Source organism: Candidatus Eremiobacteraceae bacterium (assembly GCA_036511855.1).
Lineage (GTDB): Bacteria > Vulcanimicrobiota > Vulcanimicrobiia > Eremiobacterales > Eremiobacteraceae > JABCYQ01.
The window spans coordinates 24,297-37,382 of sequence record DATCBN010000022.1; the positions used below are offsets into that span (position 1 = coordinate 24,297).

Below are 13,086 nucleotides of genomic sequence, written 5' to 3' on the forward strand. Positions count from 1 at the left end.
CCGGCGCCCGTTCGCTCAGGCGCGGTGCGACAAAAAAAGGATGTTGACGTGGACCATAGGCTAGTTACCACCGGATTTGATATACCGGGTTATAAGATTCAGCGCACACTTGGCGTAGTTCGCGGCATCACCGTTCGCTCGCGGAGCATCTTCGGCAACATCGGTGCGGGGATTCAATCGCTCTTCGGCGGCAACATCACCCTCTACACCGAGCTCTGTGAAGCGGCGCGCTCCGAGGCGTACTCGCTGATGATCCAACACGCCGAGGTGATAGGTGCGAACGCGCTGATCGGCGTGCGCTACGACGCCGCCGAAGTCGCCGGCGGTATCTCGACGGAAGTGCTTTGTTACGGCACTGGCGTGGTGCTCGAACCGGCGTAGGTGGGTGAGCAACCCGTACTAGGGTGAGCAGAGCTCACCCACTCTTGTACTAGGGCGAGCATCGCTCGCCCATAAAAAAATGGGGCAAGCGATGCTTGCCCTAGTACGGCTTGCCCTCCTACATGAGCTACGAAGGGCGGCCGTCGGGGAACGCTTCTTCTTCCGGCGACGGTTCGTATTTCATGGCCAAGGCCTGCTTAAGCACTTTGATGCCCAAGAGCGCGCATTTCAACCGCGCAGCCGATATGCTGATGCCGACGTTGGCCAGCACTTCATCCTTGCCGATCTTCGCGATTTCGGTCAAGGGCATCCCCTTGATCTGCTCTGTGAGCAGGGAAGCCGACGCCATTGAGATCGCGCAGCCGCGGCCGGCGAACTTGACCTCGGTCACTTTCCCATCTTCGACGCGCAGATCCATCCGGATCTTGTCGCCGCACAGCGGGTTGTTGTCCTCGAAGGTCGCGTCGGGATCCGTCAACGTCCCCGCATTGCGCGGATTGCGATAGTGATCCAAGATGAAGTCGCGATAGAGTTCGTCCATGGCGCCGAAGTCGTTCATTTTATCTTGAAGACGGACTTGGCCTTATCGATCGCACGGACGAGCGCATCGACTTCCGCCGGCGTATTGTAGAGGTAGAACGACGCGCGGGCGGTGGCTGCCACGCCGAGCTTTTCCATCAGTGGCTGATTGCAATGATGGCCCGCACGTACGCATACGCCTTCACTGTCGAGAATCGTCGCCAGATCGTGCGCGTGGATGTCGCCGACGGTCATCGATACGACGCCGGTCCGATGGGCGAGCGAGGGTCCGTAGACCGTGACCGCCGGCATCTGCGCAAGCCGCGAGAGCGCGTACTCGGTCAATCGAAGTTCGTATTCGTGGATTCGCGCCATGCCGATCGCCTCGAGATAGTCGACAGCCGCGCCGAGGCCGACCGCCTCAGCGATCGCCGGAGTGCCGGCTTCAAAGCGCGCAGGGACACCCGCGTACGTCGATGACTCGAGCCCCACGACGTTGATCATGCCGCCGCCCGATAAGAAGGGAGGCATCGCGTCGAGCAGTTCTCTGCGGCCCCAAAGAATGCCGACCCCGGTCGGCCCCAACATCTTGTGCGCCGAAAAAGCTGCGAAATCGCATCCCCATGCTTGCACGTCGACGGGCATCCGAGGCACGGCTTGGCACGCGTCCACGACCGAGACGGCGCCCGCCGCCCGCGCTCGCGCCGTTAGCGTGGCGACGTCGTTTATCGTCCCAAGCGTATTGCTGACCGCGGTGAACGCGAAGAGCGCCGCACCATCGAGCAGTGCATCGAGGTTTGAAAGATCGAGCAGTCCATCATCGTCGACACGCACGAATCGCAACGACGCTCCGGTGTGCTGCGCGAGGATCTGCCACGGAACGAGGTTGGAATGGTGTTCCATCTCGGTGAGAACTATCGCATCGCCCTTGCGCACATTCTGGCGGCCCCACGAGTACGCCACGAGATTCAGCGCTTCGGTCGCGTTGCGGACGTAGATGCATTCCGAGGCGGACGGAGCGCCGATGAAGCGAGCCACTTTGCGCCGCGCTTCTTCATACGCCTCGGTGGCCAATTCGCTGATGTGATAGACGCCGCGATGAATGTTGGCGTGATAGCGACGGTAGTAGTCGTCCATCGCGTCGATGACTTGGATAGGCTTCTGCGACGACGCCGCGCTGTCCAAGAACACCAGGGGTTTGCCGTGCGGCCGCTCCTTGAGGATCGGGAACTCGGCGCGGATGCGCGCGACATCCGTTTCGGTAAGGGGCTGAGCGGCGGGTCCTGCGATAGCCGACATTTTCATTCCACCTCGACCTTGATCATGCCGTCATCGACGCGCACCGGATACGTGCGGACGGGTTGGATGGCCGGCAATCGTGTGGCCCGTCCCGTGGCCACGTCGAACCGGGCGCCATGGCGCGGGCATTCGATCTCGCCGCCGATCAATTCGCCCTGGTCCAACGGACCGCGATCGTGCGTGCACACGTCGTCGATCGCGTACACGGAGCCCTCGAACTTGCAGAGCGCGATGCGATGGCCGCCAGCTTCCACGACTTTGACGGCGCCCTCGACGAGTTCGCTGTCTTGTCCGACCGCGACTAGCTGCGGCATGCCCCTATTGCGCCCCGAGACGGCCGATATGTGGTGCGATCAGCTCTTGAAGCGATGCGGTCAGGCGTTCGTCGCCGACCTTCGCGAAGACATCCTGGAAAAATCCCTCGGCGATGATCTTCGTGGCCGCTTGTGGATCGATTCCCCGGCTGCGCAAATAGAATAGCTGTTCTTCGTCGATCGGCCCGACCGTGGCGCCGTGGGTGCAGCGCGTAACATCGTCGATGAGAATCGCCAACTTCGGTTCGGTGTCGGCGCGGGCTCCGTCGGACAACAGCAGATTCCGGTTGGCCTGATACGCCTCGCTTCGCGGCGCATCGTGACCGATCTCGATCACGCCGGTATAGCTTGAGTGCGACTGATCGTCCAGCGCGCTCTTGTAGAGCAGATCACTGCGCGTGTCCGGCGCGTGATGGCCCTGCAGCGTTTGAAACGCGAATTGCTGATCGCCTTCGCCGAAGACGAGGCCGAGCATATCGCTCTCGGCTCCTTGGCCGGCGAGATTCACCTCGACGTCGGCGCGCGAAAGTTTGCCGCCGATGGCGAAGTTCAACGTGATGAGCTTGGCGTTACGGCCGAGCTTGGCTCGCTGATGAGAGAAGACCACCGCATCGCGCGGCGCATTCTGCGCGTGGACGTACGTGAGGTGCGCATCGTCGTCGACATGGATGTCCACGATCCCCGTGGTCAACCTACCCGGCAGCGAGCTCATCTCGAGAACGGATGCGCGCGCACCTTTGCCGATATAAATATCTAAGCGAGGATACGAGCCCGATTTCCAATCGACGATGATCGGCGCGGTCATTTCGACTCCGGCTGGGATATGGATGCTCCCGCCCGAGATCCACAGTGCCTGCGCGAGCGCGGAGAACTTTGAAATCGAGAGGCCGGTATCCGTATTTAGGGCGCTTGTGGCGCCACGGGCAACGCTCTCTTCGAGGATGTCGACCACAAAACCGCGCCCGGAATCCGAAGGCGCGACCGTAAATGCGCACACCGCGCGATCGGGAGAGACCGGCGAAAGATCGATGCCGCCGAAGTTCGTCCGGCGCCAGCCTTCGGTGCGCTCGCCGGGCATCGGCAAGGCGAGATACTTCTCAAACGCGTTCAGGCGAGCCTCGAGCACGTCGTGAGGTTCTAGTGACTGATGCTTCGACAGCGCCTCGATGCTCGCGCGATCGGGCAAATATTCGCCGAGGGTCTCGGTGGCCATGCCTATCCGACAGACCCTTCCATTTCAAGCGCGATCAAACGGTTCAGTTCGACCGCATATTCCATCGGCAGCTCTTTGACGAACGGTTCGAAGAAGCCATTGACGATCATCGTGGTGGCTTCGACCTCGGTGAGGCCGCGGCTCATCACGTAGAACAGTTGCTCCTCGCCGACCTTGGACACGGTGGCCTCGTGCTCGATGCGCACGTTCTTGGCGTCGATCTCCATGGTAGGATATGTGTACGAGCGCGATTCGGCATCCATGAGCAGCGCATCGCAGCGCACGTTGGACTTCACGCCGTCGCAGCCTTCGTACACCTTGACCAACCCGCGATAGGTGGTCTGACCGCCGCCCTTGCTGACCGATTTGCTCGTGATAATAGACGTGGTGTTCGGCGCCGCGTGCACCATCTTCGAGCCGGCGTCTTGGTGCATGCCCGAATTGGCGTATGCGATCGACAGGACTTCGCCCCGTGCGCCTTCACCCATCAGATAGACGGCCGGATACTTCATGGTGAGCTTAGAGCCGATGTTGCCGTCGACCCATTCGACGTGTGCGTTCTTGTACGCCACCGCGCGCTTGGTCACGAGGTTGTAGATATTCTTATACCAGTTCTGGATCGTGGTGTAGCGGATGTGCGCGCCTTCCATGGCGATGAGCTCCACCACGGCGGAATGTAGAGAATTGCTCGAATATTTCGGCGCCGTGCATCCTTCGATGTAATGGACGAAGGAGCCGGGCTCGGCGATGATAAGCGTGCGCTCGAACTGACCCATGTTCTCGGCGTTGATGCGGAAGTACGCTTGAACCGGAACGGAGACGTGCACGCCAGCCGGCACCCAGACGAACGAGCCGCCGGACCAGACCGCAGAATTGAGCGCGGCGAACTTGTTGTCCGCGGCCGGGATGACAGATCCGAAATACTTCTTAACCGTGGCTTCGTACTCGCGCAAGCCCGTGCCCATATCGGTGAAGATGACGCCCTGTGCTTCGAGGTCCTTGCGGATGCTGTGATACACCACTTCGGAGTCGTACTGCGCCGTGACGCCGCCGAGGAATTTGCGCTCGGCCTCGGGCACGCCCAAACGGTCGAACGTTCTCTTGATCTCTTCGGGCACTTCGTCCCAGGTCACGCCCTCGACGTCGGAAGCGCGCATGTAATAGAAAATGTCCGCGAAGTCGATCTGCTCGAGCAGCTCGACGTTCGCCCACGGCGGCAGCGGCTTGGCGAAAAAGATGTCGAGTGCGCGGTGGCGCTGATCGCGCATCCATTGCGGCTCGTCTTTTATCTTCGCGATCTGCTCGACGATGTCGTGATCGATGCCTTTGCGCGACTTGAACGTGTACTTGACATCGTCGTCGCGAAATCCGTACTTGTAATCTTGGTCGACGAGTTCATCGTGCTTGAGAGCCATGACTTGTTAAGCCTCCGCCGGTTCGAGTTCTTTGATGAGAGGATCGTAGCCGGCTGCCTCGAGCTCGTGCGCGAGTTCCGGTCCGCCTTCTTTGATGATCTTGCCCTTGACGAGGACGTGCACCACATCGGGCCTCACGTAGTTGAGGACGCGCTGATAATGCGTGATGAGCAGCACGGAGCGCTCCGGCGCGCGCTGGGCTTCGATGCCCTCGGCGATAATCCGGAGTGCGTCGATGTCCAAACCGGAGTCGGTCTCGTCGAGAATGGACAGCGTTGGCTGCAGGACGAGCGCCTGCAGCATTTCCAGGCGCTTTTTCTCGCCGCCCGAGAAACCGTCGTTGACGTAACGCCGCAGGGTGGCCGGATCCATCTTCAGCCGCGCGCAGCCGTCGTCGAGCAATTTCTTGAACTCGATGGGTGTGAGCGGCGCAGCGCCTTTTCGGCGAGCCATCAGGCAATTGCGCAGAAAATTCGCGACGCTGACGCCCGGCACCGCCGACGGATATTGGAAACACAAGAACATGCCCGCGAGCGAACGCTCGTCCGGCGCCATTTCCAAGATGCTTTTGCCCTGAAAGAGAATGTCGCCCTTGGTCACCGTGTATTTCGGATGCCCCATAAGGGCGAACGAAAGCGTGCTCTTGCCAGATCCATTTGGTCCCATGAGCGCATGCACGGTGCCGCGTTCGATAGTCAGATCGACGCCCCGGATGATCTCGGTGTCGCCCACGGAGACGTGAAGGTCGCGAAGCTCAAGGATTACGTCGGCCATGGTTCCTCTCGAAGTGACAGTCGTCTCTCAAAACGGGACAGAAAATGATTGATGCTCAACCTCATTGTAGGCAGAGCATGCTAGATAGTCAATATTTATGTTGATAATCTTGGCGACTTTGGACTATAATACCTTTGAAGCCATGAGAGAAGCTAGCTTTTTCCAGACCACACGCGGACGAATCGTCGAGTCGCTCAAACGCGGTCCTATGACCGTGATCGAACTCTCTACCGAACACGGCCTCACCCCGAACGCCGTTCGCCAGCATCTTTCGCGCCTCGAACGCGACGCGCTCGTAACCGAGACGTCATCGCGCCGCGGCCCCACCAAGCCGAGCCTCGTCTACGCCCTTACGGCGGATGGCGATCGGCTGTTCCCGCAGCGCTACGACGTTCTACTGAACGCGGTACTGAACGAAGTACGCCGCGGCGGTGGTCCCGACGCGGTCGCCTCCTTGTTCCGCAATATCGGAGCGCGCTCGGCCCGAAAGAACGCGCATCGCTTCGAAGGTAAGGACACCGCCGGACGCATGACCGAAGTGGTCAAGATCCTCGGTGAACAGGGCGTTATGGCCGATGTCGAACAAGAGGCTGAGGGTTTCGTGCTCCGCGAGCACAACTGCCCGTTTAAAGAGACCGCGGTCGCACATCCCCAAGTATGCACCGTCGTGCACACGCTGCTGGAACAAGCGCTTCCGGTCAGACCGCAACAGCGCACGTCGATCGCTCGCGGCGACGACGCATGTGAATTTCTATTGCCGGTGGAATCCGGCTCCGCCGGAGGTATTTAATGGATTTCCCGAAGTTCCAGGAACTCGTCACAACCCGCTTCGGCTTCGCGCAGATGGAGAATCCCACTGCGACCGGCGAGTATTTCTCCGATTCCTGTGGTGATATGTACACTTTCTACCTCAAGATCGATGCCGACCAACGTATTCAAGACATTTCGTATTTCACCACCGGTTGCGGCTTCGGTGTCGCGACGTGCGCGATTCTCACGACGCTGGTCAAGGGCAAGACTGTGGACGAGGCTGCGGCCATCGTACCGGCCGAGATTGAAAGTTTTCTGGGCGGCTTCCCGGAACGAAAGAAAGATTATCCGGAACGAGTTCTCGAGGCGCTGCACGTCGCCATCGGCAACTACCGTAAGGCCATCAAACCGGTCAGCGCAGCGGAGCACTTCGCAAAGATTAATTAGAGCTTAGAAGATTAACTTTGCGTTATTAGTCAATTCGCCTTATATTCTCACGATATCGTAACAATTCAGGACGACAATGGTACTCATAGAAGAGAACCATTAGCGGGGCTGCGTCGTATATCGTATAGACGCATCGCCCAGACTGAAGTCAAGGAATATGAAGAACGCCTCAACGATCACCAGACCCAGAACCACGGCCATCGCGCACGGCCGCCGCGATTTCGCCGACGACGTCATCGTCGTCGGCGCGCGGCTGGACGCGTCCACTTCGAAGCGGTTCGCGCGATCGATGACGCGCTGGCTCGAGCGCGGCAATCGCGAGTGCGTCATCGACATGTCGTCGATCGAAGCTGTCGATTCGTCGGGCTTCGGCTCGCTCATCGCCGCGGTGCGCAAAGTCGAGGAAGCGGGCGGCGCCACAACGGTCGTCTGCACAAACCCAACCGTACGCCGCCTGTTTGAAGTCGCGGGCGTCACTCGTCTCGTGCCCGTCGTGAAGCGCATCGAAGATGCGCGCGCGCTTCTCTCCGCTTTCGAACGCGGAGAGCTCGCGAGCTGATGGCAACCCCTATGCATGGAATTCGCGTCTTTGAATCGCTCGAAGAAGCCCGCAGGGAAGGCTACTTTCTCTTTGACAAGACAGCCGACGGCTTTCTCGTGCGCCGCGACCTAGGCGGAAAATTCGCACTCGCCATCGTCAAGATCACTCCTGCGAGTGTGAACGCTCCGGCCAGTTAGCCGGCGCTCTCCAACATCTTCACGAACTTCTCGACGACCGCCGGATCGAATTGCGATCCGGCGTTTGCTTTTAGTTCGGCGATCGCCTCGGCTTCCGGTCGCGCCCGCCTATATGGCCGCTCGCCCGTCATCGCCGAATATGCGTCCACCACCGACATGATGCGCGCATCGCGCGGGATCGCATCGCCGCGCAATCCGCGCGGGTAGCCCGTTCCGTCGAATCGTTCGTGATGGCAGCGCACGACCTCGGCGAGCTCTTCGAAGCCGCCTGCAGGCCGGATCAACTCGTATCCGAGTTCAGGATGGCGGCGCATTATCGCGATTTCTTCGTCTTCTAGCGGTCCGGGTTTTCTCATGATGGCGCTCGGCACGGCCAATTCGCCTGCATCGAGCAGCACCGACGCGAGCAACAGCAGCGTCCGTTCTTGGGGTGAGTTCTGTTCGTTTTTCGTCCATCGAGCGGTCAGCTGATTGACGGAGCGCTGATGCGCGCGCGCGTAACCACTCCGGTTTGCGACGGCGACGATCAGCGCCTCAAACGGCGAGAATTCGCCGATCAGACCGGCGGTCGAAGCGGTCGCGCCGCCCGGTAGCGAATGGTCGCCGCGCTTTCCGGCGTACAAGGCATCGTCCGCGGCCACCAAGAGCGCTTCCCGGCGGTCGCCGTCTTCGGGGAATATCGCAAAGCCGGCCGACAACGCGATCGGCACCGGTCTGCGCCCTTCGAAGCGGAATGGCTCGCGCGCGATATCCTGGCCCAAACGATGCACGAACGCGCTTGCCGCAGCGCGGTCGGCGCCCGGCAATATCGCGCAGAACTCGTCGCCGCCGTAGCGGCCGACGGTGTCGCTCTCGCGCGCGACGCGTCGCAAAGATTCCGCCACCTGGCGCAGCACACGGTCGCCCACCGGATGCCCGTATGTGTCGTTGAAGCTTTTGAAATTGTCGACATCAAGCATGACGAGCGCGACGGGAGTGCTTTCGCGTTGGGCGCGTTTCAGTTCGATTGCCACTCGCTCTTGAATGGCGCGGTGGTGCAGCAGGCCGGTGAGCGGATCGTGGTCGGCCAAATCACGCGCCTGCTCGTACAGCCGCGCGTTCTGGACTGCGCCGGCGGATTGCTCGGCTATCGCCGAGAGCAGTTTGAGGTGCCGATCGCTGTACGCATTCTTCTCGTACGACTGCACCGATAGAACCCCGATCGTCCGTCCGCCGATCGCCATCGGTGCGGCCACGATCGATTGGACGGTGACGGGTCCCTGACCGATGGTTTGTCGCGTCAGACGGTCGCGCTCGACCGCGTCTTGCACGAGCACGCCTCTACCCGATTCGAAGACCATCCCCACGATAGTGCCCTCGGTGGGAAACAACTGAGGCTCGAAGACTTTTTCGCCTTCCACGAGATATTCGAGCCGTACGGAATCGCGCTCACTCGTTTCGAGCGCGGCGAAGAAGAGCGGCGCGTCGATCACGCGCTTGACCTGACCGTGGATCTGCGCGAAGACGCGTTGCAGATCGAGCTCCGAAGACACGGCGTTGGCCACTTCCACCAAGAGGTTGAGGTCGGCCGCTCGCTGCGTGCTCGCATAGAGATTGCGCGCGTTTTCGACCGCGACTGCCGCCTGCTCGGAGACAGCCGTCAGAAGATCGCAGTGCGACTGATCGTACGCTTCGGCGCGATGGCTCTGCACGCTGAATACGCCGAGCACGCGTTCGCCGAGCTTGATCGGCACGAAGAGAGCGGAACATGGCGCCGGACCTTCGAGGATGTCGATAGTCGGGTACTGATCCCAATCTTCAGGATGCCGGTTGATCACGGCTTTGCCCGTGCGAACGACGACGCTCGACAGCGAGGTGGGCGGAATGACGATCATCTCCGTCGTCGATTGATCGAGTTCGGCCGCGTAGCGCAATTCGAGACGGCTGCCGTCTTCGCTGAGCAATGCCGCAAGGAAAGTGGTCGCGTCCATGACGCGGGCGATCTGGCCGTGGAATTTTCGGAAGAGAGTGGCGATGTCGAATTCGCTGGACAAGACGCGCGCCGTCTCGAGCAGCAGTCGCAGCGCACGCGCGCGCTCCTCCAACCTGCCGCTTTCGTCTGCCAACAGCGACTGATGCCCCGCGAGCACGGCGGCGGATTCCAGCAGCGCAAGATCCTGAGGTTCGAACCGCCTCTCGCCTTGAGCCACGCAAAAACCGACTCGCGCACCGGCGGCATGAATGGGGCAGACCATCGTGTGGAGCGGCGCCGATGGGGCCGGTCCGCCGGCTCGGCGCAGAGACGAAACGGACGCCAATACAGCCGGTTCGTGCGCCGCGAGCGCGGCCGCGAGGGTGCCGGGATCCAGGGCTTCCGGTTCGGAGCGTCCGAGATCGCGATTGTAGCGGTAGCGCACCGGCGATTGTGCGTCGCCGTCCACCGTGGCCACAGCGAAGCGGCGCACTCCGTGGCGCGCGAGAATCTCATGCGCTTTGCCAAGCGCATCCGAGCCGCGCAGCTCTGCAAATGCTCCGGCAATCGCGAACATATCGGAGTTCTCGCTCTGATCCTGCGATGGTTGCGACGGCGGGCGGACTTCCAAGATGAACTTTCGGGCAGGCGCAGAGGGTGGCGCGTGACGCGCCCTATTAATAGGTATCGGCAAGTCGGCCGCGGGCGCCGCAGGATGCGCTGGGTCACAGCTTGTCCCGTATATGCAAATTCCGTAACGCCACCGCTTGGATACTGTCGTATTGGCATGGTAGTGATAAATGCATAAGCGTGATAAGTATTATTCGGCGCTCGTCCGCGCCAAGGCCGCGGCCCGCGACGTCGAACGTGATGATGTTGAGATCATCCGCGTCGACGCCGCGCTCGATACTCGTGCTGCAGCAGTCATCAAGTCGGACTTCACTCGAATGATTTCGGATGGCCGGGCGCTCGCGGTGATCGATCTCACGAACGTCGCGATGATCGATTCTGCCGGACTCGGTTCGCTTGTCTGTGCATTGCGGGCGGTTCGAGAGATCGGCGGCAGCGTTCGCCTCGTCGCGACCGGCGGCCGAGTGTTGCAGATGCTCGAAAAGACCGCACTGACACGCGTGTTCAAAGTTCACCCTTCCGTCGGCGCTGCAATCGCTGCGTTCGCGCCGGCAGCGGCGTAAGATCTGAGGCGGGAGCGGCGCTCACGCGCCGCTAAACCTTAAGTCCATGCCTCGCGACATCCCCATCGGCAACGGCCGGATGCTCGTCACGTTTGACAACCGGTACCAGCTCCGCGACATCTACTTCCCATACGTCGGCGCCGAAAATCACAGTCCAGGAGACGTTTGCCGCACCGGTCTATGGATCGACGGCGACTTCGCGTGGTTTTCCGATGACGCTTGGCGCAGGTCGATCGGCTACGCGCACGAGACGATCGCCACCGACGTGACGCTCGAGCACGACCAACTCCAGGTCCGGGTCGAATGCCGTGATGCGGTCGACCGGGAACGCGACATCATGATCAGGCGCATCGCCGTCCACAATCTCGCCGACCGCCCGCGCGCCGCGAGGCTGTTCTTCCATTACGATCTCCATATCGAAGGCAACGGCATCGGCGATACGTTCGCCTATCGCCCCGACGTCCGCGCGCTGGTCGCTTACAAGCGCAGACGTTACTTCCTCATGAACGGTCAGGTCGGCGAAGGACCCGGCGTCTCAGCTGGAATCGATTCATGGGCGACCGGCGTCAAAGAGGTGAACGGCGCCGAAGGCACGTGGCGCGATGCCGAAGACGGCGTGCTCGAGCGCAATGCGATCGCGCAGGGCTCAGTGGACGGCACGATCGCGCTTCACGCACCGGATATCGAGTCCGGCGGCAATGCGGTGTTCCATCATTGGCTTGCGCTCGGCAAGACGTGGCAGGACGTCTCCACGCTCGACGACGTCGTTCGCCTGCGGGGTCCCTCATGGTTTTTGTCGCGGACTGAAGACTATTGGCGCCTGTGGGTCAACAAGGAAGAGCCGGATTTCGCCGACCTTTCGACGGATCTCGTCGACCTCTACAAACGCAGCCTGTTGATCATCCAGACGCAAGTCGACGAGCGGGGTGCGATCGTGGCGGCGAACGACTCCGATATCCTGCGCCAATCGCGCGATACCTACTCGTACGTCTGGCCGCGCGACGGTGCGCTCGTCGCCACCGCGCTCATCCATGCCGGCTACAGCGTGCCGGCGGCGCGTTTTTTCGAGTTCTGCGCTCAGGCCATGCCGCCCGAAGGCTACCTGCTGCACAAATATAATCCGGGTGGATCGCTCGCGTCTTCGTGGCATCCGTGGCTTGACACGCTCGAGCGGCCGCAGCTTCCCATTCAGGAGGACGAGACCGCGCTCGTCTTGTGCGCGTTATGGGAGCACTATAAGCATTTTCGCGACGTCGATTTCCTTCGCTCGGTCTATCGCCGCCTTATCGTGAACCCGGCGCATTTCATGGCGACGTACCGCGAACCGCACACCGGTCTTCCCAGAGCATCGTGGGATCTTTGGGAAGAACGCCATGGCATTACCGCGTTCACCACATCGACCGTCTGGGCCGGGCTTCACGCAGCTGCCCGATTGGCCCGGCTCTTCGGCGACGAACCGCTCGCCGTGACGTCCGAGACCGCCGCGACCGAGATCAAAGCCGCTGCGCTTCGGTACCTCTGGTCGCCGGAGAACAACCGTTTTTCGCGCATGATCAACGTCGATGACGACGGCGAGATCGTCCGCGATGAGACCATCGAGAGCAGCATGATGGGGTTATGGTATTTCGGGATGTTCGCGCCCGACGACCCACAGGTCGCTGCGACGATCAACGCGGTTCGCGAACGGCTGTGGGTGAAGACGCACATCGGCGGTTGCGCCCGCTACGAACACGACTGGTACCAGCGCGTGACCGACGACACGAACGAGGTGCCGGGCAACCCGTGGTTCATCTGCACGCTGTGGCTCGCGCAGTACGACATCGCCGTGGCTAAGACCCGGAACGATCTCGCGCGCGCCCGCGACTTGCTCAAGTGGCCACTGACGTGCGCGTTGCCAAGCGGCGTGCTAGCCGAACAGGCGCATCCGTATACCGGCGCGGCGCTCTCGGTCTCGCCGCTCACCTGGAGCCATGGCACGTATTGCTTGGCCGTCAGCGAATACGTCGCCAAATGGAACGAGCTGGAGGGTTAACACTCTGTCGGTTCTATTGTAGGAGGGTGAGCATCGCTCACCCATTTTTTTTGGGCAAGC

14 protein-coding genes are annotated in these 13,086 nt (G+C 61.2%); 7 read left to right on the forward strand and 7 right to left on the reverse strand.

Annotation, left to right across the window (positions count from 1 at the left end):
• The first annotated feature begins 48 nt into the window (after positions 1-48).
• The gene (locus VII69_03460; protein HEY5094156.1) at positions 49-381 is read left to right on the forward strand and encodes a YbjQ family protein; all 333 of its coding nucleotides are present in this window, start codon (positions 49-51) and stop codon (positions 379-381) included.
• Positions 382-508: 127 nt separating this feature from the next.
• Here VII69_03460 and VII69_03465 read toward each other — a convergent pair whose 3' ends face one another.
• The 6 genes from VII69_03465 to sufC are packed head-to-tail and all read right to left on the reverse strand — an operon-like array spanning position 509 to position 5,915.
• Complete coding sequence (locus VII69_03465) at positions 509-940, reverse strand: SUF system NifU family Fe-S cluster assembly protein (GenBank protein ID HEY5094157.1); 432 nt, start codon at positions 938-940, stop codon at positions 509-511.
• The gene (locus VII69_03470; protein HEY5094158.1) at positions 937-2,205 is read right to left on the reverse strand and encodes a cysteine desulfurase; all 1,269 of its coding nucleotides are present in this window, start codon (positions 2,203-2,205) and stop codon (positions 937-939) included. The genes VII69_03465 and VII69_03470 overlap by 4 nt, the downstream gene beginning before the upstream one ends.
• Positions 2,202-2,513 carry a non-heme iron oxygenase ferredoxin subunit gene (locus tag VII69_03475; protein HEY5094159.1) on the reverse strand — a complete coding sequence of 104 codons (312 nt, stop codon included), beginning with the start codon at positions 2,511-2,513 and terminating at the stop codon, positions 2,202-2,204. The genes VII69_03470 and VII69_03475 overlap by 4 nt, the downstream gene beginning before the upstream one ends.
• Positions 2,514-2,517: 4 nt before the next feature.
• Positions 2,518-3,726 carry a Fe-S cluster assembly protein SufD gene (sufD, locus tag VII69_03480; protein ID HEY5094160.1) on the reverse strand — a complete coding sequence of 403 codons (1,209 nt, stop codon included), beginning with the start codon at positions 3,724-3,726 and terminating at the stop codon, positions 2,518-2,520.
• Positions 3,727-3,728: 2 nt separating this feature from the next.
• Positions 3,729-5,141: a Fe-S cluster assembly protein SufB gene (gene sufB / locus VII69_03485; protein HEY5094161.1), complete on the reverse strand. Its 1,413-nt coding sequence runs from the start codon at positions 5,139-5,141 to the stop codon at positions 3,729-3,731.
• A 6-nt stretch (positions 5,142-5,147) separates the two neighbouring features.
• Positions 5,148-5,915: a Fe-S cluster assembly ATPase SufC gene (sufC, locus tag VII69_03490; GenBank protein ID HEY5094162.1), complete on the reverse strand. Its 768-nt coding sequence runs from the start codon at positions 5,913-5,915 to the stop codon at positions 5,148-5,150.
• Between the two features lie 142 nt (positions 5,916-6,057).
• Here sufC and VII69_03495 point away from each other — a divergent pair, with 142 nt between their 5' ends.
• The 4 genes from VII69_03495 to VII69_03510 all read left to right on the forward strand — a co-directional run bounded on the left by VII69_03495 (position 6,058) and on the right by VII69_03510 (position 7,850).
• Positions 6,058-6,705: an ArsR family transcriptional regulator gene (locus tag VII69_03495; GenBank protein ID HEY5094163.1), complete on the forward strand. Its 648-nt coding sequence runs from the start codon at positions 6,058-6,060 to the stop codon at positions 6,703-6,705.
• Positions 6,705-7,112, forward strand: a complete 408-nt coding sequence (locus VII69_03500; protein ID HEY5094164.1) for an iron-sulfur cluster assembly scaffold protein — start codon at positions 6,705-6,707, stop codon at positions 7,110-7,112. The genes VII69_03495 and VII69_03500 overlap by 1 nt, the downstream gene beginning before the upstream one ends.
• A gap of 157 nt (positions 7,113-7,269) precedes the next feature.
• Positions 7,270-7,671 (forward strand): STAS domain-containing protein, encoded by a 402-nt coding sequence (locus tag VII69_03505; GenBank protein HEY5094165.1) that lies wholly within the window; start codon positions 7,270-7,272, stop codon positions 7,669-7,671.
• A complete protein-coding gene (locus VII69_03510) occupies positions 7,671-7,850 on the forward strand; it encodes a hypothetical protein (GenBank protein HEY5094166.1) in 180 nt (59 codons plus the stop codon). Before VII69_03505 ends, VII69_03510 begins: the two co-directional genes overlap by 1 nt.
• On the opposite strand, the gene VII69_03515 is transcribed toward VII69_03510, so the two are convergent.
• Positions 7,847-10,432: a diguanylate cyclase gene (locus VII69_03515; protein HEY5094167.1), complete on the reverse strand. Its 2,586-nt coding sequence runs from the start codon at positions 10,430-10,432 to the stop codon at positions 7,847-7,849. The two genes, VII69_03510 and VII69_03515, sit on opposite strands and share 4 nt — an antisense overlap.
• Before the next feature lie 169 nt (positions 10,433-10,601).
• Here VII69_03515 and VII69_03520 point away from each other — a divergent pair, with 169 nt between their 5' ends.
• Positions 10,602-10,994 (forward strand): STAS domain-containing protein, encoded by a 393-nt coding sequence (locus VII69_03520; GenBank protein HEY5094168.1) that lies wholly within the window; start codon positions 10,602-10,604, stop codon positions 10,992-10,994.
• Between the two features lie 46 nt (positions 10,995-11,040).
• On the forward strand, positions 11,041-13,026 hold the full coding sequence (locus VII69_03525; protein HEY5094169.1) for a glycoside hydrolase family 15 protein: 1,986 nt from the start codon (positions 11,041-11,043) through the stop codon (positions 13,024-13,026).
• The last annotated feature ends 60 nt before the right edge of the window (positions 13,027-13,086 follow it).